This window comes from Nocardioides alkalitolerans DSM 16699 (assembly GCF_000426525.1).
In the GTDB taxonomy this organism is placed as follows: Bacteria; Actinomycetota; Actinomycetes; order Propionibacteriales; family Nocardioidaceae; genus Nocardioides; species Nocardioides alkalitolerans.
Genome location: NZ_AUFN01000014.1, coordinates 90,597 through 116,682, shown reverse-complemented (window position 1 = coordinate 116,682; position 26,086 = coordinate 90,597). Strand labels below are relative to the sequence as shown.

At 75.0% G+C, this 26,086-nt stretch carries 24 protein-coding genes; 9 read left to right on the top strand and 15 right to left on the bottom strand.

The window, feature by feature from the left end:
- Nucleotides 1–18: 18 nt before the first annotated feature.
- The 3 genes from K329_RS0114030 to K329_RS31720 are packed head-to-tail and all read right to left on the bottom strand — an operon-like array spanning nucleotide 19 to nucleotide 2,830.
- Complete coding sequence (locus tag K329_RS0114030) at nucleotides 19–585, bottom strand: cysteine hydrolase family protein (protein ID WP_028473543.1); 567 nt, start codon at nucleotides 583–585, stop codon at nucleotides 19–21.
- Between the two features lie 41 nt (nucleotides 586–626).
- The gene (locus tag K329_RS0114025) at nucleotides 627–1,445 is read right to left on the bottom strand and encodes an adenosylcobinamide-GDP ribazoletransferase (RefSeq protein ID WP_028473542.1); all 819 of its coding nucleotides are present in this window, start codon (nucleotides 1,443–1,445) and stop codon (nucleotides 627–629) included.
- Entirely contained in the window at nucleotides 1,442–2,830 is a 1,389-nt protein-coding gene (locus tag K329_RS31720) for a bifunctional adenosylcobinamide kinase/adenosylcobinamide-phosphate guanylyltransferase (RefSeq protein ID WP_028473541.1), read from the bottom strand. Before K329_RS31720 ends, K329_RS0114025 begins: the two co-directional genes overlap by 4 nt.
- Before the next feature lie 32 nt (nucleotides 2,831–2,862).
- Between K329_RS31720 and K329_RS26865 the strand changes: the two genes are divergently transcribed.
- The 3 genes from K329_RS26865 to K329_RS0114005 all read left to right on the top strand — a co-directional run bounded on the left by K329_RS26865 (nucleotide 2,863) and on the right by K329_RS0114005 (nucleotide 5,005).
- Entirely contained in the window at nucleotides 2,863–3,123 is a 261-nt protein-coding gene (locus K329_RS26865; RefSeq protein ID WP_084541296.1) for a hypothetical protein, read from the top strand.
- 12 nt (nucleotides 3,124–3,135) lie between these two features.
- Nucleotides 3,136–3,957, top strand: a complete 822-nt coding sequence (locus K329_RS26860) for an aminoglycoside adenylyltransferase domain-containing protein (RefSeq protein ID WP_157571736.1) — start codon at nucleotides 3,136–3,138, stop codon at nucleotides 3,955–3,957.
- Between the two features lie 67 nt (nucleotides 3,958–4,024).
- Nucleotides 4,025–5,005, top strand: coding sequence for a sulfotransferase family protein (locus K329_RS0114005; RefSeq protein WP_028473540.1), 981 nt, complete (start codon nucleotides 4,025–4,027; stop codon nucleotides 5,003–5,005).
- 15 nt (nucleotides 5,006–5,020) lie between these two features.
- Here K329_RS0114005 and K329_RS0114000 read toward each other — a convergent pair whose 3' ends face one another.
- Nucleotides 5,021–5,953 (bottom strand): hypothetical protein, encoded by a 933-nt coding sequence (locus tag K329_RS0114000; protein WP_028473539.1) that lies wholly within the window; start codon nucleotides 5,951–5,953, stop codon nucleotides 5,021–5,023.
- Nucleotides 5,954–6,004: 51 nt separating this feature from the next.
- Between K329_RS0114000 and K329_RS0113995 the strand changes: the two genes are divergently transcribed.
- Both K329_RS0113995 and K329_RS0113990 read left to right on the top strand, forming a co-directional pair.
- On the top strand, nucleotides 6,005–6,817 hold the full coding sequence (locus K329_RS0113995) for a thymidylate synthase (protein ID WP_028473538.1): 813 nt from the start codon (nucleotides 6,005–6,007) through the stop codon (nucleotides 6,815–6,817).
- Nucleotides 6,814–7,314 carry a dihydrofolate reductase gene (locus tag K329_RS0113990; RefSeq protein ID WP_028473537.1) on the top strand — a complete coding sequence of 167 codons (501 nt, stop codon included), beginning with the start codon at nucleotides 6,814–6,816 and terminating at the stop codon, nucleotides 7,312–7,314. Before K329_RS0113995 ends, K329_RS0113990 begins: the two co-directional genes overlap by 4 nt.
- Before the next feature lie 16 nt (nucleotides 7,315–7,330).
- On the opposite strand, the gene K329_RS0113985 is transcribed toward K329_RS0113990, so the two are convergent.
- Nucleotides 7,331–8,254 (bottom strand): YwqG family protein, encoded by a 924-nt coding sequence (locus K329_RS0113985; protein WP_052336894.1) that lies wholly within the window; start codon nucleotides 8,252–8,254, stop codon nucleotides 7,331–7,333.
- Nucleotides 8,255–8,322: 68 nt separating this feature from the next.
- Here K329_RS0113985 and K329_RS0113980 point away from each other — a divergent pair, with 68 nt between their 5' ends.
- Together K329_RS0113980 and K329_RS0113975 are read left to right on the top strand one after the other, a co-directional pair.
- Entirely contained in the window at nucleotides 8,323–8,844 is a 522-nt protein-coding gene (locus K329_RS0113980) for a GNAT family N-acetyltransferase (RefSeq protein WP_028473535.1), read from the top strand.
- 17 nt (nucleotides 8,845–8,861) lie between these two features.
- Entirely contained in the window at nucleotides 8,862–9,794 is a 933-nt protein-coding gene (locus K329_RS0113975) for an LLM class F420-dependent oxidoreductase (protein ID WP_028473534.1), read from the top strand.
- Between the two features lie 30 nt (nucleotides 9,795–9,824).
- Here K329_RS0113975 and K329_RS29645 read toward each other — a convergent pair whose 3' ends face one another.
- Nucleotides 9,825–10,346, bottom strand: coding sequence for a DUF6985 domain-containing protein (locus tag K329_RS29645; RefSeq protein WP_052336893.1), 522 nt, complete (start codon nucleotides 10,344–10,346; stop codon nucleotides 9,825–9,827).
- A 102-nt stretch (nucleotides 10,347–10,448) separates the two neighbouring features.
- Here K329_RS29645 and dapA point away from each other — a divergent pair, with 102 nt between their 5' ends.
- The gene (gene dapA / locus K329_RS0113965; RefSeq protein WP_028473533.1) at nucleotides 10,449–11,351 is read left to right on the top strand and encodes a 4-hydroxy-tetrahydrodipicolinate synthase; all 903 of its coding nucleotides are present in this window, start codon (nucleotides 10,449–10,451) and stop codon (nucleotides 11,349–11,351) included.
- Nucleotides 11,352–11,370: 19 nt separating this feature from the next.
- A complete protein-coding gene (locus K329_RS0113960; RefSeq protein WP_028473532.1) occupies nucleotides 11,371–13,062 on the top strand; it encodes a ribonuclease J in 1,692 nt (563 codons plus the stop codon).
- Nucleotides 13,063–13,090: 28 nt separating this feature from the next.
- On the opposite strand, the gene K329_RS0113955 is transcribed toward K329_RS0113960, so the two are convergent.
- From K329_RS0113955 to K329_RS0113910, 9 genes are all read right to left on the bottom strand, one after another.
- Nucleotides 13,091–13,753: an SPFH domain-containing protein gene (locus tag K329_RS0113955; protein ID WP_028473531.1), complete on the bottom strand. Its 663-nt coding sequence runs from the start codon at nucleotides 13,751–13,753 to the stop codon at nucleotides 13,091–13,093.
- Between the two features lie 369 nt (nucleotides 13,754–14,122).
- On the bottom strand, nucleotides 14,123–15,211 hold the full coding sequence (locus K329_RS0113950) for a VOC family protein (protein ID WP_211225861.1): 1,089 nt from the start codon (nucleotides 15,209–15,211) through the stop codon (nucleotides 14,123–14,125).
- Complete coding sequence (locus K329_RS0113945) at nucleotides 15,208–15,861, bottom strand: response regulator (protein ID WP_028473529.1); 654 nt, start codon at nucleotides 15,859–15,861, stop codon at nucleotides 15,208–15,210. The genes K329_RS0113950 and K329_RS0113945 overlap by 4 nt, the downstream gene beginning before the upstream one ends.
- Nucleotides 15,858–17,168 carry a sensor histidine kinase gene (locus tag K329_RS26850; protein WP_052336892.1) on the bottom strand — a complete coding sequence of 437 codons (1,311 nt, stop codon included), beginning with the start codon at nucleotides 17,166–17,168 and terminating at the stop codon, nucleotides 15,858–15,860. The genes K329_RS0113945 and K329_RS26850 overlap by 4 nt, the downstream gene beginning before the upstream one ends.
- Nucleotides 17,169–17,206: 38 nt before the next feature.
- Nucleotides 17,207–19,201: a serine hydrolase domain-containing protein gene (locus tag K329_RS26845; protein ID WP_052336891.1), complete on the bottom strand. Its 1,995-nt coding sequence runs from the start codon at nucleotides 19,199–19,201 to the stop codon at nucleotides 17,207–17,209.
- A gap of 77 nt (nucleotides 19,202–19,278) precedes the next feature.
- Nucleotides 19,279–19,932, bottom strand: a complete 654-nt coding sequence (locus tag K329_RS29640) for a lysoplasmalogenase (protein ID WP_052336890.1) — start codon at nucleotides 19,930–19,932, stop codon at nucleotides 19,279–19,281.
- Nucleotides 19,896–23,432 carry a thiol reductant ABC exporter subunit CydD gene (gene cydD / locus K329_RS26835; RefSeq protein WP_084541293.1) on the bottom strand — a complete coding sequence of 1,179 codons (3,537 nt, stop codon included), beginning with the start codon at nucleotides 23,430–23,432 and terminating at the stop codon, nucleotides 19,896–19,898. Before cydD ends, K329_RS29640 begins: the two co-directional genes overlap by 37 nt.
- A gap of 10 nt (nucleotides 23,433–23,442) precedes the next feature.
- Nucleotides 23,443–24,459, bottom strand: coding sequence for a cytochrome d ubiquinol oxidase subunit II (gene cydB, locus K329_RS0113915; RefSeq protein ID WP_028473528.1), 1,017 nt, complete (start codon nucleotides 24,457–24,459; stop codon nucleotides 23,443–23,445).
- Nucleotides 24,460–24,490: 31 nt separating this feature from the next.
- Nucleotides 24,491–25,999: a cytochrome ubiquinol oxidase subunit I gene (locus tag K329_RS0113910; protein ID WP_028473527.1), complete on the bottom strand. Its 1,509-nt coding sequence runs from the start codon at nucleotides 25,997–25,999 to the stop codon at nucleotides 24,491–24,493.
- Between the last annotated feature and the right edge of the window lie 87 nt (nucleotides 26,000–26,086).

Below are 26,086 nucleotides of genomic sequence, written 5' to 3'. Positions count from 1 at the left end.
GCCGCCGGGAGGCTCGCGTCAGGCGCTCGCGAACGCCCCGAAGTCGACGTCGGCGGCGGCCACCGTGCCCGCCGTGCGACCCGGCGCCGTGTGGTAGGTCCAGTACAGGTTCGTGTGGGCGATCACGAGGTCGGGCGTGGGCGCGCCGTACGCCGACTGGTCCTCCGTCGTGTGGGCGTCGCTGACCAGCGTCGCGTCGTAGCCGCGCACGATCGCGCCGTGCAGCGTCGACCGGACGCACTCGTCGGTCTGGGCGCCCGTGACGACGAGGTGGCCGACGCCGCGCTCGGCGAGCGTCTGCTCGAGGTCGGTCTCCTCGAACGAGTCCGCGTACCGCTTGTGGACGACCGGCTCGGTGCCGGCGCGCGTCAGCTCGGGCACGATCTGCCACTCGTCGCTGCCCTCGACGAGGTGTTCCGAGCTGTGCTGGACCCAGACGACGTCGACACCCGCCTCACGGGCACGGTCGACGAGTCCGGCGATGGCGCCGACGACGGCGTCACGGTCGTGTCCGCCGGCGACGACGGCGTTCTGCACGTCGATGACGACCAGAGCGGTCCTGGGACGGTCGGTGAGCGTGGTCATGAGCGCCACCCTAGGACGGTCCGCCGACAACGGCGAGGGCCTCAGAGCACCAGCGCGGTGACGACCAGCGTCGCGGTCGCGGCGACCTCGACGCACGCGCCGTACACGTCGCCCGTCACCCCGCCGAACCGGTCGACGCAGCGCCGCACCAGCCCCAGCGCGAGCACCTGACCCGCGACGACGCCGACGACCAGGGCGACGACCAGCCGGGCGGGCTCCCACCAGGGGTCGCCGACCGTCAGCACCACGGCGACGAGGCCGGCGCCGACCACCGCGGCGACCGCCAGCGACAGCAGCGCCCGGGCGAGCGGCACGCTCCCCGCGACCACGACGCCGAGCCCGTCCGTGCGGGCCGCGGGGAAGGAGGGCGTGCACAGCCAGACGAGCGTCGCGCGGCTGCCGAGCAGCGCCAGCGCGAGCGCCGTGGCGCCCAGGACCGGGCCGAGGGCCAGCAGGTGCGCGAGCGCCGCGACCTGCAGCAGCAGCACGAGCAGCAGGGTCACGACGCCGAAGGGCCCGATGTCGGAGCGCCGCATGATCTCCTGCGCGGCCTCGCCCCGGCGGGCGGAGCCGAGGCCGTCGGCGGTGTCGGCGAGCCCGTCGAGGTGGATCGCCCGGGTCAGCAGCGCGATCGCGCCGACCGCGAGCGCGGCGACGAGGAGCGGGGGCCGGTCGAGCTCGCCCAGCACGCCGGCCGGCACGGCCACCACGAGCGCGAGGAGTGCGCCGACCAGCGGGGCGAGCGCCATCGCGACGCCGCCCACCGCGCGGTCGACGACCCGCGGCGCCGGGACTCGGACGGCGCTCAGGGTGCCGCAGGCGAGCCAGAGGCCGTCGCGCAGCCGTCCGTCACCGCTCACAGCGCCACGACCCGTCCGGCGACGCACCAGCGCACGTCCTCGGTCTCGGCGGCGACGGCGGCGTTGACCCGGCCCATTGCGTCACGGAACATCCGGCCCGAGGCGGTCGCGGGCACCACGCCCTGCCCGACCTCGTTGCTCACCGCGACCACGCGCCGCGTCGTACGACGCCACGCGGCCACCAGGGCGGCGACGTCCGCGTCCACGCCGCGCCAGGCGTCGGCGTGGCCCGGCGCCTCCGTGTCCCAGCCCTCGTGGCGGTCGATGACACCGGTGAGCCAGAGCGTGAGGCAGTCGACGAGCAGGGCGGGGGCGTCGGGGGCGTCGTCCTCGAGCAGGGGCACGAGGTCGAGGGTCTCGTCGGTGGTCCAGTGGGCGGGGCGCCGGTCGACGTGCGCCGCCACGCGCTCGCGCCACTCCGCGTCGCCGTCGCGCCGTCCGGAGGTCGCGACGTACGTGACGGCCGGGGCGGCGGCGAGGATCCGCTCGGCCTCCGCGGACTTGCCCGACCGGGCGCCGCCGAGCACGAGCGTGCGGGTGGGGCCGCGCGGGCCCGGGGGGCGGTCGGCGTCCGGGGGGGCGAGCAGCGTGCCGTCGTCGACGACCCGGGCGCCCCAGGCCGCGAGGCGGCGGGCCAGCTCGGGCGTCGGCGGGTTGTGGTGGGAGAGGTGCACGGCGACGACGTCGGTCGCGTCGAGCACGGCGCCGACGGCGCGCAGGCGGCGGACCTGCTCCGCGAACCCCTCCAGCGCCAGGTGGCCGTCGCCCGCGAGGTCCCCGCGGTCGCCGAAGGTCTCCTCGAGCAGCACGACGTCGTACGCCGCGCCCTCCGCCGCGGCGACGGTCGCCGTCGGCAGGGGCCCGGTGTCGGTGGCGTGCAGGACCCGGAGCCCGGTGGGGGAGGTGACGTCGTACAGCACCGCGTCGGGGACGCCGGGGGCCCCGAGCCCCGTGGTGTGGCTGGACGCCAGGACCCGGACGTCGTACCCGTCGATCTGCAGGCGGTCGCCGGGGCCGACGGCGTGCCAGGTGACCGCCGCGTCCGGGGCGAGCCACGCGCGGGCGGCCTCGATCGCGTCCGGCGGCCCGACGACCTCGAGCGGCGCCGTCGTGATCCACGACCGGTGGAGCAGCGCGGCGGGGCTGAGGTGGTCGGAGTGCTGGTGGGTGAGCAGGACGACGCGCAGGTCGGCGAGGTCGACGCCGGCGCGGACGGCCGCCTCGGGGGTGGTCGGGCCGCAGTCGAGCAGGAGACGGCCGTCCAGCAGGGCGGCGGTCTGGGACCGGACGCGTCCCGCGGCGCGCTCGGCGCCGCAGGACGCGCACCGGCAGAAGGCCTGGGGCCACCCGTCGGCGGCGCCGGTGCCGAGGACGCGGAGGCTCACGCGGGCATTGTGCATGTTCTAGGGTCGGCGACGTGACCCTGCCCGAGCAGCCGCCCACGTTCCGCACCTCCACCTCCGAGGAGCAGCCCTGGTGGTGGCGCCTCCAGACCACCGCCGGCGACGAGGTGACGGTGACCGGTGAGCTGGCCGACCAGCGGTTCCCGAGCCAGGCCGACGCGGAGTCGTGGGTGGGGGAGTACTTCGGCGAGCTCGTCGAGGCCGGGGTCGACGCGGTCGTGCTCTTCGAGGACGACCGGCAGGTCTACCGCTCCCCGATGTCGCTGCACGCCTGACGCGTCCGGTCCGTGCCTGCGCCCGTCCCCGTGCTGCCGCCGCCCGTCGAGGCGGTCGTCGCGCGCTGGCTCGCGCTCGTCGACGCGGCACGCCCGGGCCTGGTGACGGGGCTGCACCTGCGGGGCGGTCTCTGCTTCGGCGAGTGGGTGGCGGGGCAGAGCGACGTCGACTTCGTCGCCGTGCTCGCTCGACGCCCCGACCCCGGTGACGTCGAGGCGCTCGTGCGCGCCCACGCCGCGCTGCGGGAGGCGTGCCCGAGCCCGTCGTTCGACGGGATGCACGTGCTGGCCGCCGATCTCGCCGGCGACCCCGACGACTGCCCCGACGTGCTCTGCGTGCTCGGCGGTCACGTGGAGGTCGAGGGGCGGGAGGACCTCAACCCCGTCGCGTGGACCGAGCTCGCGACCCGGGGCGTGACCGTCCGCGGCACGCCCGCCGCCGAGCTGGGCGTCTGGACCGACGACGCCCGGCTGCGCGCGTTCACGCGCGAGAACCTCGACTCCTACTGGCGGGCGACGGCCGAGGGCCTCGCCGCCGCCGTCACCTCGTCGACCCCGGCGGAGGCGGGCCGGGAGGACGTCTGCCGCTGGTGCGTGCTCGGTGTCGCCCGCCTCGACCACCTGCTCGTGACGGGCGCGCTGACCACGAAGTCCGGCGCGGGACGGTGGGCGCTCGGCCACCACCCCGCCCGGTTCGGTCGCGTGGTCGCCGAGGCGCTGCGCCTGCGTGACGGGGGAGAGCCTCGGTACCCGGCGACCCCGGAGGGCGTCCTCGAGCGGGGCCGCGACGTCGCCGCGTTCACGGCGTACGTCGTGGCGGCCGGCACGGCCTGAGCGACCGCGATCCGGACGGGGCCGCCGTCCGGGACGTCAAAGTCCATCTCGCCGGTAGGGTTTCGTCATGGCCCTGCACGCCGTCGAGACACGGCGCCCCCCGGACTTCTTCCTGCTCGGCGTGCCCAAGGCGGGCACGACCGCGCTCCACGCGGCGATCGCCCAGCACCCGGGGCTCTACCTCAGCCCGGTGAAGGAGCCGAAGTACTACCTCTGCGGTGACGCCCCGCCGCCGGCGTACCGCGGCCCCGGCGACGCGCACAGCCAGCAGGAGTGGGTGTGGCGACGCGACGACTACCTCGGCCTCTTCGACGCCGCGCCCGAGGGCGTGCTGCGTGGCGAGAGCACGCCGTTCTACCTCTACCACCGTGACGCCCGCCGCCGGATCGCCGCCGACGCACCCGCCGCCAGGCTGATCGTGGTGCTGCGCGACCCCGTCGACCGGGCGTACTCCAACTGGATGCACCTCTGGATGGACGGCCTCGAGCCCGTGCCCGACCTCGTCGAGGCCGTGCGCCGCGAGCCCGAGCGCATCGCCGCGGGCTGGGCGCCGTTCTGGCACTACGCGGGCCTCGGCCGGTACGGCGAGCAGCTCGCCGACCTCTACACGCTCTTCGACCGCGAGCAGGTGCTCGTGCTGCGCTACCGCGAGCTCGTCGACGCGCCGGGCGCCACCCTCACGAAGGTCTTCGCGTTCCTCGGCGTGCCGGACCGGGCCGTCGCGGAGATCCCGTCCGACAACACGCGCGGCTTCGTCGAGGACGGGCTCCGCACCCGGGTGCTCGGTCGCGTCATCCGGGCCGGGGCGTACGCCGGGCAGTTCGCCGCCCCGCAGCACTGGCGCGCGCTCAGCGCCCCGCTCGTCTCCCAGCTGCACCGCGGCGGCGCTCCGTCGCGACCGCGGCTCACGCCCGAGCAGCGGGCGACCCTCATCGAGCCGCACCGTGAGGACATCGCGCTGCTCGAGGAGGTCACCGGGGCGTCGTACGACGACTGGCTGACCTACCGGGACGGTGGCACGTTCGCCAGCCGGCGGACCGGGGCCTGAACCCGGTCCTGCTCCTCAGGGAGCCGGCTGGAGCACGGTCACGAGGTCGTGCGCACCGTCGGGCCGCGCCCGCTCGGCGTAGAAGCGCACCGAGCCGTCGGGCAGGCGCGCCGTCGTGACGTAGCGCAGCGCGCCGTCGGAGTGCGGCGAGCGCTGCACGGGGGCGTCCGCGTCGGCGGCGAGCGGCGAGGCCGGGCCGGCGGCGGGGTCGGTCGCCCGGGCCACGCCGGTGGTTTCGTGCCAGTTGTCCTCGGCGCGCGGGCGGCCGTCGTACAGGACGACGAGCGGGGCGAGCGACAGCACGGCGGAGACGCGGGCGCCGCGGGCGTCCCACTCCCCGGGCCGGGGGGCGAGCACGGTGCCCTGGCGGTGCCAGACGAGGCCGTCGTCGCTGGTGGCGTAGGCCGTCGTCATGCGGTCCTCGTGGCCGGGCTCGTCGAGGGGGTGCTCGCAGATCCAGAGGTGCCAGCGGCCCTCGTCGTCGACGACGACCACCGGGTCCTTCACCGCCACCCCACGGGGTCCGGCGTCGCCGGCCAGCGCGACGGTGCGGCGCCCGGTCGGCAGGCCCTCGAGGGTGTTGGCGTCGAGCGCCTCCACCCACCAGTGCTTCGAGCCCGGGGTGGCGCAGGAGAGGTAGAGACGCCAGCCGCCGTCCGGTCGCCGCACGACCACGGGGCGCTCGAACGACTCGGCGACGAAGTCGTCGCGATGCACCTCGCAGACCTGCTCGAAGTGCACGCCGTCGGTCGCGCGCGCCACCACGGTCGTGACCCCGCGGCCCTCGGTGAGCGGTCGGCGGACCCGGTAGGTCAGCAGCACCGCTCCGTCGGCGTACGTCGCGCTCGCCGCGCCGGCCCAGTTGCCGGGGCCGGCGTCGGGGGCGGGCACGACGACCCGGGCGTCGGGTCCGGTCAGGTCGGGGAGGTGGAGGGAGGCGACGGACACAAGCGCCAAGGCTACCGACGCGCCCGGAGGCGCGGGGGTAGTCTCAGGCGGGTGCAGGCCTACCTCGACCTCGTCCGCCGGATCCTCGACGAGGGGGTCGAGAAGTCCGACCGCACGGGCACCGGGACGCGCAGCGTCTTCGGCCACCAGATGCGGTTCGACCTGAGCGAGGGCTTCCCCCTCGTCACCACGAAGAAGGTGCACACGCGCTCGGTCTTCGCCGAGCTGCTCTGGTTCCTGCGCGGCGACACCAACGTGCGCTGGCTCCAGGAGCGTGGCGTGAGCATCTGGGACGAGTGGGCCGACGAGAACGGCGACCTCGGGCCCGTGTACGGCGCGCAGTGGCGCTCCTGGCCGACGCCCGACGGCGGCACCATCGACCAGATCACCAAGATCATCGACCAGCTGCGCAGCGACCCCGACTCGCGTCGGCACGTCGTGAGCGCGTGGAACGTGGCCGAGGTCGACCAGATGGCGCTCATGCCCTGCCACACGCTCTTCCAGTTCTACGTCGCCCCCGGGGTCGACGGCGGGCCCGGCCGGCTCTCCTGCCAGCTCTACCAGCGCAGCGCCGACGTGTTCCTCGGCGTGCCGTTCAACATCGCGTCGTACGCCCTGCTGACCCACATGGTGGCGCAGGTCGTCGGGTTCGAGCCGGGCGACTTCGTGCACACGCTGGGTGACGCCCACCTCTACCTCAACCACCTGGACCAGGCGCGCCTGCAGCTCACGCGCGAGCCGCGCCCCCTGCCGACGCTGTGGCTCGACCCGGCCGTGACGGCCATCGACGCGTTCGACCTCGAGCACGTCGAGATCAAGGGCTACGACCCGCACCCGGGCATCAAGGCGCCGATCGCCGTATGACCACGCCCGGCGGCAAGCAGGTCGTCTGCGTCTCGGCGGTGGCGCGCAACGGCGTCATCGGCGACGGGCCGCGGATCCCGTGGCGGGTGCCGGGGGAGCAGGCCGAGTTCAAGCGCCGCACCCTCGGCCACACGCTGCTGATGGGGCGCGCGACCTACGAGTCGATCGGCCGGCCGCTGCCGGGCCGCACCACGGTCGTGCTCACCCGGGACCCGTCGTGGGCGGCCGACGGTGTGCTGCTGGCCGCCGACCTCGTCTCGGCGCTCGCCGTCGCGGACGGCCTCGACGGCGACCTGATGGTCGTCGGGGGCGCGCAGGTCTACCTGGCGGCGCTCGAGCAGCCGGGGCTCGTCGACGCCCAGGTGCTCACCGAGATCCCCGAGGAGCCCGACGGCGACGTGCGCTACCCGGCGTTCGACGAGGCCGACTGGCCCGTCGTCGAGCGCACCGAGCACGAGGGGTTCGCGGTCGTCGTACGGCGCCGCGCGCCGCGGTAGGGCTCCGGGTCGAGCCTCACCCGCACTGCAGCACCACCCACACCTGGTCCCACGCGCCGGCGCGCAGGTCGTCCTCGCGGATCCAGAAGTAGAGCCGCCCGGCGTCGCCCCACACCATGCCCGTGGCCTCCGGCGTGCTGTCGACCTGGGCCAGCAGCCGCCACCGGTCGGCGCCGGGCAGCGCCGCAAGGCGGGCGGGGTCGTCGCCGGGCACGAGCCCGCCCGTGGAGATGCCGCTGCTGACGAGCTGGCTCTCCTCCTGCATGTCGCCCTGGAGGGCGTCCGGGTGGCCCAGCAGGCGGTGGGTCGCACCCCGAGGGGCGCCGAGCACCCGCTCGTAGCGCTCCCACACCACCTCGTCGTCGAGGCCGATCCCGGCGGCCGCGGCCTCCTGCGACTCCAGCGGCGGGAACGACGCGACGGTCTGCGCCACGAGCGCCAGCGGCCGGTACCGCACGTCCGGGTCGAGGTCGTCCGGGAAGTCGCGGGCGACGAGCTCCTCGCCCGCCGCGCTGTGCAGCACCGCCCACGAGCCCCGGTCGTGCGGCTCGAAGCCCCACGGCTGCTCCACGGCGTCGTAGAAGAACGAGAGCAGCCCCGAGGTGGGCAGGCCGCTGTCGGCGAGCTCGGCGGGCAGGCTGGCCAGGTCGACCTGGAGCACGAAGCTCAGGGGGGCGTCGTACCCGTCGGGCCAGGCGGTCGCCGTCGGGAGGTCGGGGCGACCACCCAGCCGGGTCGTGCCGACCGCCGTGCCGTCCCCGTCGGGCGCCGGCACCAGCCGCGCCCCCGTGCGCACCTGCGGCAGCAGCGCGTCGACGTACGACGACAGGCCCTCGACCTCGAGCCGGGCGCGGTACGCCTCGGCGTCCGCCGGCGGCAGCGGCCGGTCGGCGCCGTCCGGGCCGGGGAGGAGCGGGTCGGGGCGCTGCTCGGAGGTCATGCGGCGATTGTGCCGGGCGCACGCCGAGGCGCTGTCACCGACGTCGTCCGGGGACTACGGTCGTCGACATGCCCCAGCTCCTGGCCCCGACGGCCGACCTCCACCCGGCCTGGCTCGCGGCGCACGACGAGTGGGGCCCCGGCCTCCACGAGGACAGCTTCGGGATCGGACCCGACGACGACGTCCGCACGACGGAGGGGTTCGCGACGTGGGTCCGCTCGCTCCGGGAGGCCGGGACCGACCGGGGCGACGGCGCGGTCGCCTCCTGGTGGATCGTCGAGGACGGCGAGGTGCTCGGCGGGATCGCCCTGCGTCACGGCATCACGCCCGAGCGCACCCGGGCCGTCGGCAACCTGGGGTACGGCGTCCGCCCCACCGCCCGTGGCCGCGGCGTCGCGACGTGGGCGGTCGGCGAGGTGCTGGGCCGCGCGTCGTCGTACGGGCTGGAGGAGGTCGCCGTGGTCTGCCTCGTGGCGAACCGTGCGTCGGCCCGCGTCGTCGAGGCGGTGGGTGGTGTGCTCTCCGAGGTGTGGGACACCCCCGACGGTGCGGTCCGCCGCTACCGGGTGCAGGCCCCGCCGCTGTCCTGACCTGGCAGGCTGGCGGCATGGACCTGCGCATCTTCACCGAACCCCAGATGGGCGCGACGTACGACGAGCTGCTCGCCGTCGCGAAGGAGACCGAGCGCCTCGGCTTCTCGGCCTTCTTCCGCTCCGACCACTACCTGACGATGGGCGGCGACGGGCTGCCCGGCCCGACCGACGCGTGGACCACGCTCGCCGGTCTCGCCCGGGACACCGAGACCATCCGTCTCGGCACGCTCATGACGTCGGCGACCTTCCGCCACCCCGGCGTGCTCGCCATCCAGGTGGCGCAGGTCGACCAGATGAGCGGCGGCCGCGTCGAGCTGGGCCTCGGTGCCGGCTGGTTCGAGGCCGAGCACACGGCCTACGGGCTGCCGTTCCCGAGCACGGGGGAGCGCTTCGCGCGGTACGCCGAGCAGCTCGCCGTCGTCACCGGGCTCTGGGCCACCCCGGTCGGCGAGACGTTCTCGTACGACGGGGAGCACTACACGCTCACCGACTCGCCCGCGCTCCCGAAGCCGACCCAGGCGAAGCCGCCGGTCCTCATCGGCGGAGTCGGCAAGAAGAAGACGCCGGCGCTCGCCGCGGCGTACGCCGACGAGTTCAACCTGCCGTTCGTCGACGCCGCGACCACGAGGGCGCAGTTCGCCCGCGTCGCCGCGGCCTGCGAGGCCATCGACCGCGACCCCGCCACCATGACGTGGTCGAACGCGCTCGTGCTCTGCGTGGGCGAGACCGAGGCCGAGATCGACCGCCGCGCCGCCGCCATCGGCCGCGACACGGCCGAGCTGCGGGAGAACGGTCTCGCCGGCACCCCGGCCGAGGTCGTCGAGAAGCTGGCGGCGTTCGCCGAGATCGGCGCCCAGCGCGCCTACCTCCAGGTGCTCGACCTCGCGGACCTCGACCACCTCGCGCTCGTGGCCGAGCAGGTCGCGCCCCACGTTTGCGGTCTCTGAGGATCCCTCAGGGGGCCGGTGCCACCGGTCTCACGGCGCCGGGTGCGCGGGCCTGCCGTCCGCGTACCCGGCCCCGGGGTAGACCTCGTCGGTGCCGAGGTGGGCCCGGTGGCCGTCGTACTGCCCGACCTTGACCAGCGTGTCCCCGTCGCGGAACACCAGCTGGAGGCCGTGCTCGGGCTCCCAGTCGCAGCCCGACTCGACGTCGACGTACCAGGCCTCCCCGTCCCGGCCGACGAGGAACTCGTCGCCGACCCGCACCTGCGACCAGACCTGGTCCGGGCCGGTCAGCTCGACCGGGAGGCCGTTCATCTCGACGGTGTCGCGGTAGTAGGCCCAGAGGAACGGGGTCAGGACGTCGCGGACGTCCGCGGGCAGGCCGAGGAACCGCCGCATGACCGCGCCCGCCGCCTCGAGGTCGGTGAACGTGTCGTCGAGCACGAACCGCCCCGACACGCCGAGGCCCGGTACGGCGTGGGTCTCGTCGCCGACGAGCCATCCGGTGCCGTGGCCGTCGAGGTGGAAGGAGCCGAGTCCCGCGATCTGCGTCATGGCTCCGATGCTCCCGCGGGCCGGACGAGGCGAAACGTCGGCTGCCGCCGGCGCAGCGAGCCGCCGCCGGCCCGGGCCCCGCCGCGCGCTAGCCTTGCCCTCGTGACGACCGCCTCCGCCGACGCCCCCTTCGGGCGTGTCCTGACCGCGATGGCCACGGCGTTCGACGCCGACGGTGCCGTCGACCTCGAGGGCACGCAGGCCATCGCCCGCCACCTGGTGGCGAACGGCCACGACGGTCTCGTCGTGTCCGGCACCACGGGCGAGTCGCCGACCACGACGACCGACGAGGACGGCGAGACCCTCGCCGCCGTGCGCGACGCCGTCGGCCCCGACATCACCCTCGTCGCCGGCATCGGCACCAACGACACGCGCACCTCGATCATCCTCGCGAAGCAGGCGAGGAGGAACGGCGCCGACGGCGGTCTGCTGGTCACGCCGTACTACAACAAGCCCGGCCAGGCCGGCATCACGCACCACTTCCGCCAGGTCGTCGAGGCCGCCGAGATGCCGATCATGCTGTACGACGTGCCCAGCCGCACCGGCTCGCAGATCGCGCTGGCCACCTACGAGGAGGTGGCCCGCTGGGACGCCGTCGTGGCCGTGAAGGACGCGGTCGGCGACTTCCCGCGCGGCGTGCGGATCCGGGAGACCGGGCTCGCGCTCTACTCCGGTGACGACGCCCTCAACCTCGGCTGGCTCGCCCACGGCGCCGCCGGGTTCGTCTCGGTGGCGGGCCACGTCTGCGGCACCGAGCTGCGCGCGATGCTCGACGCCCACCTCGGCGGCGACAGCGCCGGGGCCCTGAAGATCTTCACGCGGCTGCTCCCCGCGATCGACGCCGTGATGGGCGTCCCCAACTACGGAGCGACCACCGCCAAGGCAGCGCTGCAGCTGCTGGGCGTGATCGACAACCGGTTCGTGCGCAGCCCGCTCGTCCAACTCGACGACGACGAGGTCGCCGCGCTGCGCGCCGGCCTGGAGCAGTCGGGGCTCATCCACTGATCAGTCACCAGGAGTCCGCTTGTCCCACCCCCACCCCGAGCTGAGCGCCCCGCCGGCCCTCCCGGAGGGCGGCCTCCGGGTCATCCCGCTGGGCGGTCTCGGCGAGGTCGGTCGCAACATGACCGTCTTCGAGTACGACGGGCGACTGCTCGTCGTCGACTGCGGTGTCCTCTTCCCGGAGGACCACCACCCCGGCGTCGACCTGATCCTGCCGGACTTCTCGGCCATCCGGGACCGGCTCGACGCCGTCGAGGCGCTGGTGCTCACCCACGGCCACGAGGACCACATCGGCGCCACGCCGTACCTGCTCCGCGAGCGCGGCGACATCCCGCTCGTCGGCTCCGAGCTCACGCTGGCCCTCCTCGGCTCCAAGCTGCGGGAGCACCGTCTGCGGGAGACCGTGCACCACGTCGTCAAGGCCGGCGACACGATCTCGTTCGGCCCCTTCGAGCTCGAGTTCGTCGCCGTGAACCACTCGATCCCCGACGCCCTCGCGGTCGCCATCCGCACGCTCGCCGGCGTGGTGCTGCACACGGGCGACTTCAAGATGGACCAGCTGCCGCTCGACGGCCGCATCACGGACCTCGTCGCGTTCGCCCGGCTCGGCGAGGAGGGGGTGGACCTCTTCATGACCGACTCCACCAACGCCGAGGTGCCGGGCTTCACCACCCACGAGAAGGACATCAGCCCGGTGCTCGACCGGGTGTTCCACGCCAGCGAGCAGCGCATCATCGTGGCCTGCTTCGCCTCCCACGTGCACCGCGTGCAGCAGGTGCTCGACACCGCGGTGAAGCACGGCCGCAAGGTCGCGTGGGTCGGACGCTCGATGGTGCGCAACATGGGCATCGCCCGCGACCTCGGCTACCTCACCGTGCCGCCCGGGCTCATCGTCGACGCCAAGGAGCTCGGCGACCTCCCGGCCCACAAGCAGGTGCTGATCTCGACCGGGTCGCAGGGCGAGCCGCTGTCGGCGCTCAGCCGCATCGCGCAGCGCAACCACCACTTCGTGCGGCTCGAGGAGAACGACACGGTCGTGCTCGCCAGCTCGCTCATCCCGGGCAACGAGAACGCCGTCTACCGCGTCATCAACGGGCTCTCGCGCCTCGGGGCGAACGTCGTGCACAAGGGCAACGCGCTCGTGCACGTCTCGGGCCACGCGAGCGCGGGCGAGCTCCTCTACTGCTACAACATCGTGAAGCCGAAGAACGTGCTGCCGATCCACGGCGAGGTCCGGCACCTGCGCGCCAACGGCGACCTCGCCCGGGCCACGGGCGTCCCCGCCGACCGGGTGCTGCTCGCCGAGGACGGGGTCGTCGTCGACCTGGTCGACGGCAGGGCGTCGATCACGGGCAAGGTCGAGTGCGGCTACGTCTTCGTCGACGGCTCCAACGTCGGCGGCATCACGGAGTCGTCGCTGAAGGACCGCCGGATCCTCGGCGAGGAGGGCTTCATCTCGGTGATCGTCGTGGTCGACACGGTCACCGGCAAGGTGGTCTCCGGACCCGAGATCCACGCCCGCGGCTTCGCCGAGGACGACGCGACGTTCGACCAGATCCGGGGCCCGATCCTCGAGGCGCTGGAGCGGGCGATCGCCGAGGGCACGACCGACACCCACCAGCTGCAGCAGACGATCCGCCGCACGATCGGTCGTTGGGTCGGCAACAAGCACCGTCGCCGGCCGATGATCATCCCGGTGGTGGTGGAGGCCTGATCGGGCCCCCACCACCGCGTCGTACGGGTCAGGCCCTCAGCTCGACGGTCGAGCCGTGCGGCAGGGCCTCGACCGTGCACAGCCGCGCGAGCGCCGGGTGCTCGTCGAGCAGCTTGGCGCCGTTGGCGAGCGCACGGAGCGCCGCCGTCTCGGCCCGGGCCGCCTCGAGCCGTGCCTGGCCCCGGAGCCGGGCGACCAGCTGCTCGGCGTACGCCGCCCGCACGTCGGGCGGTAGCACGACGTCCTTGAGGTGCATCTCGTGCACGACGACCCCCACGTCGGCCGCGGCCGGCGTCACGAGTGCCGTCATGCGGGCGCCGAGCGCGGCCCGGTCGGCGGCGGCGAGGTCGTCGACCGACACCTCCGCGAGCACGGAGCGCAGCGCGAGCTGCGTGGCGAGGTAGACGACGGCGTCCGGGTCGTCGGCGCGCTCGACGTACACGAGCGGGTCGCCGACGCCCCAGCGCACGGCGACCGTGGCCCGCACCGGCACGCCGTCGGAGGTCGTGACCTCCTGGGCGGCCGTCGTGGCGAGCTGCTCGCGCGTGCCGACGCTGCGGTACGTCGCCCGCCGCGCGCGGCGGTGCCGCCCGGGCTCCAGCACGCGCTGGAAGCGGCCGTCGACGTGCTCCACGAGCAGCTCGTCGGCGTGGACGGTGACGTGGCGGTGGATCAGGGTGGTGCGGGACATGGCGGCCTCCTTCCGACGGTGATGTGCCGTGCCCGGGCGGACGTCCCTCCACCTGGTGCGACGGGTGCACCCGCGGTGGACGGGCGGGCGACGACGCGGGGAGGAGCGGGACGTCGGCCGTCGTGCTGACCGACCGGGTCCAGGGCTCCGCCCCACGGGATCTCGTCGCCCACCCGCCCGGAGGGGACTCGAACCCCGGCGCGGTGCGCTTGCCGTTCCTTGAGAAGGGACACGGCGGGGTACGACGCGCAGGACCGGCCGCGGGAGACCCGGGGCCGGCTGCTGATCCCGCCGCCGGGAACCGTAGGCGGCGCCGGCGCGCGGCGCGACGGGTTATTCAGTCGGTCCTCGATCGGTCATGGTCCGTCGTCAGTCGGGGAGGAGACCGGTGGCCGGGTCGCGGTCGGTGAGGCAGTACGGCGTGCCGCTCGGGTCGGCGAGCACGCTGCAGTGGCGGTGGTCGGCGACGTGGGTCGCGCCGAGCGCCAGGTGGCGTTCCAGCTCGGCGGCCCGGTCGCTGCAGGCCAGGTCGAGGTGGGCGCCCACGTGGGGCTGGTCGTCGTCGAGGCGCTGGAGCAGGAGGCGGAGCGGCTGACCGGCGGGACGGTGGAGGGCGGTGAACTCCGCCGAGGTCGACGACGGGCGGGGGGCCCAGCCGGTGAGCGTCGACCAGAAGGCGAGCTCGGCGTCGAAGAGCCGCGGAGGGATGTCGAGGCAGACCTGGTCGACGAGCGAGCGGTGGCCACCGTCGTGCTCCACCGGACTGCTGCGCAGGCAGGCGGGGTGGGCGACCAGGCAGAACGGCAGGCCGCCCGGGGAGCGGAGCACCACGTAGCCGTGCTCGCTCGTGTGCACCACGATCGCGCCCAGCGCGACCGCACGCGTGGCGGCCGTCGCCGGGTCGGGCACGTGCAGGTCGAGGTGGAGCCGCGCCGGGTCGCTCCCGGCAGTGGTCCGCTGGAGCTTCAGGTGCGCGTGCCCGTCGGCCGGTTCGAGCGTCGCGAACTCGTCGTCGGCGCCGCGCAGGTCCGAGAGCGTGCTGCCGGTGAGCGCGGCCCAGTACGCGGGCGCGGACGCCCACGCGGCGGGGGCGAGGTCGAGGAACGCGGTGATCCAGAATGGCTGAGCGGCCCCCTCGTCGGAGGCGGCCACGGGCTTGTGGAGCACCGTGCCGGTGGGCGTGACGACGAGGTCGTCGCCGTCCGGCGCCGCGGTGCCGTCGACGATGAGGGAGAAGCCGGGGTCGTCGCGGGGCGGCCAGACCAGGGTGACGGCCGCGCCCTCGCCGACGTTGCGCAACGACCCGCCGCCCGGACCCGCGAGGCGCAGGAGGCCGTCGAGCAGGCGTGGCGCGACGTGCACCGCCTTCACCCGCTCGCCGTCGGTGGTGAGGAGGTAGCCGGTGCCGAACCGCGGCAGCACGCCCGCGAGGTCGGTCAGGGCGACGGGGATGCTCATCGGACGACTCCGTTCCGGTAGGCCCACACGACGGTCTGCACCCGGTCGCGGGTGCCGATCTTGGTCATCGCGCGGCCGAGGTGGGACTTGACGGTGGTGGTCTCGACCACGAGCGCCTCCGCGATCTCGGCGTTGGAGAGCCCCTGCGCCAGCAGCCGGACCACCTCGTGCTCGCGCTCCGTGAGGCGGTCGACGACCCGGGCGTCGGGCGTGGGCGTCCCGCGGCGGCGCGCGAACTCCTCGATGACGCGCCGCGTGATGCCGGCCTGCAGCAGGCCCTCGCCGGCCGCGAGGCGCCGTACGGCGTCGACCAGCTCGTCGGGCTCGCAGTCCTTGAGCACGAAGCCGCTGGCCCCCGCCTCGAGCGCGCCGAACACGTAGTCGTCGAGGTCGAAGGTGGTCACGACCAGCACGGCGGGCGCGTCCGGGCCGTGCTCGGCGAGGATCGCGCGGGTGGCCGCGAGGCCGTCGCCGCCCGGCATCCGGACGTCCATGCACACGACGTCGGGGCGGGTACGGCGCACCGCCGCGACCGCGTCCGGGCCGGAGGAGGCCTCGCCGACGACCTCCAGGTCGGTGGCCTCGGAGAGGAGCACGCGGAACCCGGCACGCACGACCGACTGGTCGTCGACCAGCAGCACCTTGATCACGTCGTCCCCTCCGGCGCGTCCGGCGGACCCGGCTCCCCGGGCAGCTCGGCGCGCACCCGCCATCCTCCCGCGTCGGTCGGGCCGACGTCGAGGCGGCCGCCGACGAGGTCGACGCGCTCGCGCATCCCGAGCAGCCCCACGCCGCCCGACGCGCGCCCGCCCGCGCCCCCGGCGCTGCGGGCGGGACGGCCGTTGGTCACCGTCAGCGCGACCGCCCCGTCGTCGCGGGTGCCGGCGCCGCTCCCGGCAGGGGCCACCTCGACCACCACGGGGGCGCCCGGTGCGTGCTGGCGCGCGTTCGAGAGCGCCTCCTGCACCATGCGGTAGGCCGTCACGTCGGCGAGGTGCCCGAGCCGCAGGCCGTCGTCGGTCCGCACGACCCGGACGTCGTCGCCCAGGGCCCGGGCCTCGGCGACCAGGTCGTCCAGCACGCCCAGGCCGGGAACGGGTCCGGCGTCCTCGGCGGTGGCCGGGTCGCGCAGGATCCCGACGAGCAGCCGCAGGTCCTCCAGCGTCCGCCGACCCTGGGCGCGGATCGCGAGCAGGCCGGCGCGGGTGGCGCCGGGGTCGCGGTCGACGAGGCGGGCGGTCGCGGTGGCCTGGACGACCATCGCCGAGAGGTGGTGGGCCGCGATGTCGTGCACCTCGCGCGCCATCCGGGTGCGCACGCCGGCGACGGCGGCACGGGTCCGCTCCACCTGGGAGGCCTCGAGGTCGGCGGCGTGACGTCGGACGAGATCGACGTAGAGGCGGCGGCCCCGCACGTGGACGCCGACCGCCGCCGCCCCCAGGTAGGTGGCCACACCGCCGGCGACGCCGGCGAGACCGTCGAGCAGGTCTCCCGCCGGTGCGGTGACCGCCACGCTCCCGACGAGCTCCAGCACGACCGCCGCGGCGACGACCCGGACCGCCGCGCGGCCGGGCAGCACGGTCGCCACGGCGTACGCCGCCAGGAGCGGCGCCACCCCGCGGACGCCGGCCCCGTCGGGCGTCGCCGCGACCACGGCGACCTGCAGGGCCGCCACCGCCAGCAGGCAGACCTCCGGGCGGGTACGGCGGAGCGCGAGCACGAGGCACTGCACCACGCACAGCGCGGTCAGCACGGCGGTCGTCGCGGCCCCCGGCACCGCCGGGCCGCCGTCGAGGCCGACCGTCAGTGCCGCCGGCAGCGTCACCGCGGTCGCGAGCGCCACCAGCGCGGCCAGGAGCGCGTCCCGCCGGGTGGTGCCCACGACGCCGTGGCGCGTCAGCCAGCGGTCGGTCCGCGAGGTGCGGACGGGCGGCACCGGGTCGGGGGGTGTCGTCATGACGGTCGGGTCCTCCTGGGTCGGCTCGAGGCTAGTGGTCAGTAGCTGATGTCGGGCGCGAGCAGCCGCAGCGACAGGGCGGCCCACCCGACGCCGGCGAGGGCGAGCGCGGCGGCGGCGGACACCAGCACGCGGGCGACCCCCGTCCGACGGCGCGCCTCGTCGACCGCGCGGAGCCCGGCCGGGACCACGGCGAGCAGCCCGACGAGCTGCAGCAGCTGGACCGCGCGGATGGTCGCGTCGCCCGGGGCCGCGAACCCCATCACCCCGGTGACCACCACGGCCCAGCCGACGAGCGCGAGCACGGTGCAGGCGACCCCGACGCGGGTGAGGACCCGCAGGGTGCGCCCGGTGCGGGACGGTCGCTCCGCGGTGCCGCGCCGGCGTCGTACGCCGTGGACGGCGGCCGCGGCGAGCGACCCGAGAGCGAGCACGACCAGCGCGACGGCGGAGGCACCGACCACCGGCACGACCACGGCGGCCGAGCGGTGCGCGGGCACGGGGAGCAGCGCGAACGCCGAGTCGAAGCCGACGGCCTCGACCTCGCCGTCCCGGACCCGGGCGGCGATGGTGGCGCTGCCGTCGACCTCGCGCCAGGTCCAGTCGCCGATCGGTTCGAAGCGCACCGGGGTGGCGGCGTTGGGTCCGGGCGACAGCACCACCCGGCCGTCGTCCTCGGCGGACACCGTGGTCTGGCCGACGGCGTACGCCGCGGCGAGGAAGTTGCTGCGGACCGTGCGGGAGGTCTCGTAGGTGCCCGCGAGCGCGGCGGCCTGCTCCTCGGCGTCGGCCGGCGGGGCGGGCACGGGCTCGTCACCGGGGTGGTAGCGGTCGCCGAACCCCTCGAGGAGGCCGGTGCGCACCTCGGCGGTCGACATCGCGTCCTTGCCCGAGCCGTTCAGGGTGACGAAGATGCCGGAGCCGTCCTCCGGCCAGAGCGCCAGGTCGGAGTGGAAGACGGTGGTGTCGCCGCCGTGCTCGACGACACGGTGGCCCCCGCGGTCCCGGTCGAACCAGCCGAGCGTCATCCGGTCGCCGCGGGCTAGGCCGCCCAGCGAGTCCTCGTCGAGGGCCGGGGCCTGCATCTGCGTGCGGGTCTGCGCCGACACCAGCTCGGCACCCGCACCGAGCTGGGCGAGCATGAACTCGGCCATGTCGGCGGCCGAGCTGGTGAGGGCACCGGCGGGCGCGGTGCCGACGGTCTCGAAGGCGGCCGGGGCCGCGCCGGGTGCGGCGTACGCCGAGGCCAGCCGGTCGGCGAGGTCCGCGGGCAGCGGCTGGGCGAACGTCGACGACGTCATGCCGGCCGGGGCCAGCACCTCGTCGGCGAGGACCTCCTCGAACGGTCGGCCGACCACCTCCTCGACGACGAGCCCGGCCAGCGCGTTGCCGTAGTTCGAGTACGCCGGCACGGTGCCGGGCTCGTAGACCTGCTCCGGGGGGTCGGTCGTGAGGGCGTCGCGCAGGTCGACCGTCTCGTCGGGCCCGCCGATGAGGCCCTGCACCTTCTCCTCGAAGCCGCCGGTGTGCGTGAGCAGCTGGCGGAGGGTCACCGGGCGCTCGAGGTCGACGTCGACGTACTCCGCGACGTCGGTGTCGAGGTCGACCTGCCCGGCCTCGACGAGCTGCATCACGGCGGTGGCGGTGAAGACCTTCGAGATCGACCCGACGCGGAAGAGGGTGCGGTCCGGGTCGACCGGCTCGCGGGCGTCGACGTCGGCCCATCCGAAGCCGCGGGTGGTGACGACCTCGCCGTCGTGCACCACGGCGACGCTCGCGCCCGGGATGCCCTCGCGGGCCAGGGCGGCCGGCACGGACCCGTCGAGCCAGGCGTCGACGTCGGCGGTGCTGAGGGCGGGGGCCGCGGCGGGGGTGACCGGGTCGGCGGGGGTGACCGGGTCGGCGGGGGAGCCGGCGACGGGCGCGGTGGGCGGTGTCGGGGGCACGGCGGTCGTGCCGCAGGCGGTCAGGGTGAGCAGGGTCGACGCGGCGACGGCCGCGGCCGTGCCCCGCAGGGTCCGTGGGATGTCCATGCCTCGAGCCTCGGACGGGGGAGGGGGTCGACACATCCGGCGCAGGTGCGCACCTGACCTCCTCCGGAGGTAGGAGGTCAGAGCGCGGCGAGCACGCCGAGCACGATGAGGGCCTGGCCGAGGTGGTAGGTGACCATCACGACGACGTGCGGCACGGGGTCGCGCCACCGCGCCGGCCGGGCGAAGCGGTCGAGCGCGAGCACGGTGTCGCTGACGACGAAGACCGTCGCTCCCGCCGCGACGAGCGGCTGCTCCGTCGCGAAGCCGGTCACGAGCATGGCGCCGATCACGGCGGTGTAGAGGGCCACGGGCACGGCGAGCGCCGGGCCGCCGGCGGTCCAGGTCGCCAGCAGCACGCGCTGCGCGACGAGCCCCGAGAGGGCGAGCGCGACCACGCCGCCGGCCAACCACCACGACGCCGACAGCCCGAGCAGGGCGAACGACACGACGTACGCGAGGTGCCCCACGAGGAACGCGGAGAGCCCGCCGAGGAAGCGGCGTTCGCTGCTCTCGAGCAGCAGCACGTCGCCCACCGTGCCCAGCAGGAGCGCCCCCACCAGCCAGAGGCCGGCCGGCTCCTCGGCCGCGCCGCCGGCCAGGGCCGCGGTCGTCAGCGCGAGCAGGGCCGCGGGCTTGACGACGGCCTCCGTACGACGGTCGCCCGTGCCGACGGCGAACCAGTCGGCGACGGCGATCACCGCGAAGAGGCCCCAGCAGAGGTAGGCGAGCACCGGGGCAGCATGGCAGGTCGGAGCGGGGCGTGGCCCCCGGGTCCGGAGCGGGTCCCGAGGTCGAGCACGGCGTCCATCTCGTCGAGCCCGACGGTGCCGTGGGTGATCCACACGACCGAGCGCCCGGACGCGCCGGCGAGCAGGTCGGCGGTCACGGCGGCCGCCGTGCCCGCGTCGAGGTGCGCCGTCGGCTCGTCGAGCACCAGCACGGGGGAGTCGGCGAGCAGGGCGCGGGCGAGGCCGATGCGGGCGCGCTCACCGCCGGACACCCCCACCCCGCCGTCACCGAGCCGGGTGGCGATGCCGGCGGGCTGGTCGGCGAGCCAGAGGTCCATGCGGGCGCGGTGGAGCGCCGCGGTCACCTCGGCGTCGGTCGCGTCGGGCCGGGCCAGGCGGACGTTCTCGGCGACCGTGGACCCGAACAGGTAGGGGTCGTCGTCGACGAGGCCGACCAGGGCGCGCACGTCGTCGGCCGCGGCCGACGTCACGTCCGTGCCGTCGAGCGCGTAGCGGCCGGAGGCGGGCTGCAGGAAGCGCACGAGCACGGCCGCCAGCGTGGACTTGCCGCTCCCGGACGGGCCCACGACGCCGATCCGGGCCCCCGGCGGGAGGTCGAGGGAGACGGGGCGCAGGTCGGTGGTGCCCGGTGACCAGCCGGCGCCGACGTCCGCCAGCACGAGATCCAGGGCGGCGTCGCCGGCGAGCGGGACGGGCCGGGCCGGGTCGACGACGGCGGGCTCCAGGTCGTCGAGGCCGTCGATGCGGGCAGCAGCGGCGCGCGTCGTGACGCGCAGCGCGCCCGCGTCGGCGAGCGGAGCGGTGACGTCCACCAGGGCGAGCGGCAGCAGGAGCAGCAGAGCGAGCACCGGGGCGCTCACCGAACCGGCGACGATGGCGGGGCCACCGACGGCGGCGACACCGAGGACGCCGGCGGCGGCCGCGACCGTCGGCCACGCCCGGCCGAGGGCCGTCGCACGGGCCGCGGCGGTGGTGGCGGTGCCGGACGCGCCCCCGGCTGCGGCGACCCGAGCCAGCGCGGCGGTGTCCGCCTGCCAGGCCACGAGCTCCCGGGTGTCGGCGAGCAGGCCGAGCGCCTCCTCGGTGACGCGCGCCCGGGCGGCGACGATGCGCGGAGCCTGGCGGGCGACGCCGTACCGGCTCGTGGCCCAGGCGAGGCCGCCGCCGACGACGGCAGTGGCGACCGCGACGGTGCCGGCCGAGGGCAGCAGGGGGACGGCCACGGCGGCGGTGAGGACGGTGACCCCGGCGAAGGTGACCAGCGGCATCCGCACGCGCAGCTGCTCGTCGAGGAGGCTGTCGACGTCGTCGACCAGGGAGGCCAGGAGGTCTCCGCGACGACGGCCCCCGCGGCCACCGAGGCGGGCCGGCACGAGCGGGACGAGGGCGTCGTACACCCGCGCCCGACGCTCCGCGAGGGCGCGGAGGGCGACGTCGTGGCTGAGCAGGCGCTCGGCGTACCGCATCGCCGGCCGGCCGAGGCCGAACGTGCGGACGCCCACGATCGCGACCATCAGCATCAGCACGGGCGGCTGCTCGGAGGCGCGCACGATGAGCCACCCGGCGGTCGCCGTGAGCGCCACGCCGAACGCCGCCGCCAGCACGCCGAGCAGCGTCGCCAGTGCCCACTGGCGGCGCGCCCCGAGGCGGGGCCGCGGGGCCTCCGTCGGGTCGGGGGTGGGGGTGGCGGGAGTCCGGGCGAGCTCCCAGGTTTCCCCGGTCGACCGGGGATTCCCGGACTGGGCGGCCATTGCTTTGCCCTCCCAGTCCTGGTGTCCCCGGTCGACCGGGGAAACCAGGGACGACGTCGACGCCCCCACCACCCCGCCCCCGAGCGCCACCACGTGGTCGGCGGCGTCGACGAGCGCGGGGCGGTGGGCGACGGCGACGACGCAGCGCGCGCGGGCGAGCTCGACGATCACCCGCAGCAGCACCTGCTCGGTGGCGGCGTCGAGGTGGGCGGTCGGTTCGTCGAGGAGCACGTACGGCCGGTCGCTCACGACGACGCGGGCGAGGGCCAGTCGGGCGCGCTGGCCGGCGGAGAGCCCGCCGCCGTCCTCGCCCAGGGCCGTGTCGATGCCGTCGGGCAGGGCGGCCACGACGTCCGCGAGGTCGACCGCGGCGAGGGCGGCCCGCACCTCGTCGTCGGTGGCCGTCGGTCGGCCGACGCGCACGTTCTCCGCGACGGTGCCGTCGAGCAGCCAGGGGCGCTGGGCGTACGTCGCGACCTGCGTCCGCCAGGCCGCCGGGTCGACGCCGCGCAGGTCGGTGCCGCCGACCCGCACCGAGCCGTCGTACGCCAGCTCGCCCCGCAGCACCGTCAGCAGGGTCGACTTGCCGCAGCCCGACGGCCCGGTGACCACGGTGAGGCCCCGCTCGGGGATGCGTACGTCGAGCCCGGCCAGCACCGGGCGCCCGGCGCCCGGCCAGCCGACCGTGAGCCCCTCGACGCGGACGTCGCCCCGCAGCGCGAGGCCCGTCCCCGCCGCGCCGACCGTCGCCGCGCCGACCGCCGTGCTGTCCGACCCGCCCTCCTCCAGCAGCGCGTGGATCGCCTCGAACGTCGCGGTGCCCTCCGCCGCGGCGTGGAACTCGGCGCCGACGCGGCGCAGCGGCCAGTAGGCCTCGGGCGCCAGGAGCAGCACGGTGAGCGCCGTCTCGAGGCCGAGACCACCACCGGCGAGCCGCAGGCCCACGAGCACCGCGACCAGGGCCACCGAGATCGTGGCGATGAGCTCGAGGGCCGCGGACGAGGCGAACGCGACCTTGAGCACCTCGGTGTTGGTCCGGCGGTAGCGATCGGTGACCTCCCGGATGCGCGGCGCCTGCGCGCGGGCCCGGCGGTGGGCGACGAGCGTGGGCAGACCGCGCACCACGTCGACGAAGTGCCCCGCCAGCTGCCCGAGCACGTGCCACTGCTCGTCGGCCTTGTCGCGCGTCGCCATCCCGATGAGGATCGCGAAGACCGGCACCAGCGGCAGCGTCAGCACGACGACGAGCGCGCTCAGCCAGTCCAGCGACGCGATCGCCAGCAGCGTCAGCGCCGGCAGCACGACCGCGAGCACCAGCGCGGGCAGGTACTTCGTGAGGTACGGCTCGACCGCGCTCACCCCGCGCGTGCTGAGCAGCCCCAGCTCGCCGAGCCGCTGCCGACCGCCCGCGCCACCGGCCGGCCGGTCGAGCGCCGAGCGCAGCACGAGGTCGCGCAGCCGCACCGTCACCGCCGCGGCCGCCCGGGCCGCCGCGACGTCGCCGACGTACGACGCGAGCGCGCGGCCCAGCAGCGTGACCGCGAAGACCAGGGCGGGCGTGCGCCACGCCGTTCCCCCCGGGTCGGCCACCAGCGACGCGACGGTCGCCGCGAGGGCGAACGCCTGCACGACGAGCAGCACGCCGCCGGCGACGCTGGCGCCCAGCACCACCGCTAGCGGTCCGCGGGCGGGGGCGAGGTGGGGGAGGACCCGGGGGTCGAGGGGCTTCACGGTCGCCGGCTCAGCGCGCGTCGGCGAGGTCGGCGGTGGGGATGTGGTGGGTCGAGATGCGCTTGCGGAACACCCAGTAGGTCCACGACTGGTAGCCGATCACCAGCGGCGTGAAGATCGCCGCCGCCCACGTCATCACCGTCAGCGAGTACGGCGAGGCCGCGGCGTTGGTGGTGGTGAGGGAGAACGCCGGGCTGGTGGAGGAGACCATCACGTCCGGGAAGAGCGCCAGGAACAGGCCGGCCACCGCGAGCACGATCGCGAGGAACGTGCCGAGGAACGCCCAGCCCTCCCGACCGGCGGAGGCGGCCCCGATGCCGCCGACCAGCACGAGCGCCGCGGCGACGAACGCGACGGCCGACGAGGTGTCGCCGGTGCGCGCCTGGGTCCAGGCGAGGAACACCACGGCCACGACGGCGGCCGCGATCCCGAGGCGCACGGCGAGCGCCCGCGCCCGGTGCCGGATGTCGCCGTCCGTCTTGAGCGCGACGAACATCGCGCCGTGGGTGGCGAAGAGCAGCAGCGTCGTCAGGCCGCCCAGGAGCCCGTGCGGGTTGAGGAGGGTGAAGAGGGTGCCCGTGAACTCCTTGTCGGCGTCGATGGGGGAGCCGCCGACGATGTTGGCGAACGCCACGCCCCACAGCACGGCCGGCACGAAGGAGCCGCCGATCAGGGCGAGGTCCCACCGGTCGCGCCACTGCTGCGTGTCGCCCTTGTGGCGGTACTCGAACGCGAGGTTGCGCAGGATCAGCGCGACCAGGATGAGCAGCAGCGGCAGGTAGTAGCCGCTGAAGAGGGTCGCGTACCACTCCGGGAAGGCGGCGAACGTCGCGCCGCCCGCCACGAGCAGCCAGACCTCGTTGCCGTCCCAGACGGGGCCGACCGTGTTGATGAGGACGCGTCGCTCCGTCTCGTCGCGCGCCAGGACCGGCACCAGCATGCCGACCCCGAAGTCGAAGCCCTCGAGGGCGAAGTAGCCGATCCAGAGGAACGCGATGATGACGAACCAGACGGTGGTGAGCTCCATACCGAGCATGACTTTCTCCTGGTCCGGGCGGTCAGTAGGCGAAGTTGAGCTGGGCGTCGGGGTCGTGGTCCTTCGACCCCGGGTCGGGCGGCTCGACGAACTCCTCGGGCCCCTTGCGCACGGTCTTCGCGAGCAGCTTCATCTCGATGACGAACAGCACGGCGTAGAGGGAGGTCAGCGTGATGACGGAGATGAGCGCCTCCGTGACGCTGACGCCGGGGGAGACTCCGCTCTCGGTGGTCATCAGGCCGAACACGACCCACGGCTGGCGCCCCATCTCGGTGAAGATCCAGCCCATCGAGTTGGCGAGCACCATCACCACGGGCAGGCCGATGCCGACGCGACCGATCCAGGCGGGGGCCACCTTCTCCTCGCGGCTGCGGCGCGTCAGCCAGAGCACCAGCACCGCGCCGGCACCGCCGAGGGCGCCGAAGCCCATCATCCAGCGGAAGGTCCAGTAGGTGACGGGGATGTTCGGCACGTACTCGCTGGCGGTGTAGTAGGCCGCGCCGGGGTCGGCGCCGTACGTCTCGCGGTAGGTCTCCCGCAGCTCGTTGATGCCCTTGACCTCGCCGTCGAAGCTGCCGGTGCCGAGGAACGAGAGCAGGCAGGGCACCGTGACGGCGAACTTCTCCTCGGTGCCGTCGGGGGTGCCGATGGTGAAGACGGAGAACGGCGCGCAGCTCTCCTCGGTCTCGTAGAGCGCCTCGGCCGCGGCCATCTTCATGGGCTGGACCTCGGTCATGATCTTGCCCTGCACGTCGCCCGAGACGACCACGCCGATGCCGCCGACCAGCATGACGACGGCGCTGATGCGCATCGCCTTGCGGTACATCGCGCGGTCGCTGCGCGCGGTCTCCAGCACCTCGGCGGCGTCCGGGTCGTCCTCGCCCGGCACGCGGCTGCCGTGCTTCTTCGAGGCGTAGAGCCACGCGCTGACGCCGATCACGAAGGCCCCCGCGGTGAGGTACGCCGCGAGCACGACGTGCGGGAACGTCACGAGCTGCACCTTGTTGAACATGACGGCGGCGAAGTCGGTGAGCTCGGCGCGCCCGGACTCCTCGTCGAACCGGTAGCCGACCGGGTGCTGCATCCACGAGTTGGCGGCCAGGATGAACCAGGAGCTGGCCAGCACCCCGAGGTGCACGATCCACATGCAGGCCGCGTGCACGAGCCGCGGCAGCTTGTCCCAGCCGAAGATCCACAGGCCGAGGAAGGTCGACTCGAGGAAGAAGGCGAGCAGGCCCTCGATGGCCAGCGGGGCGCCGAAGACGTCGCCGACGAAGCGGGAGTAGTCGGACCAGTTCATCCCGAACTGGAACTCCTGCACGATCCCGGTCACGAGGCCGAGGGCGAAGTTGATGAGGAAGAGCTTGCCGAAGAACTTGGTGAGGCGCAGGTACGCCGGGTCCTTCGTGCGGAGCCAGAAGGTCTCGAAGAGGGCGACGATCAGCGTGAGGCCGATCGTCAGCGGCACGAAGAGGAAGTGGTAGACGGTGACGATCCCGAACTGCCACCGGGCGATGTCGACGAGCTCCATTGCTCAATCTCCTGGCATCCGTTGAAGGAGTGATCGCGCTGGGCCCGAGCCCAGTGGTTACTACGACGCTGTGTAGTAACTACGACA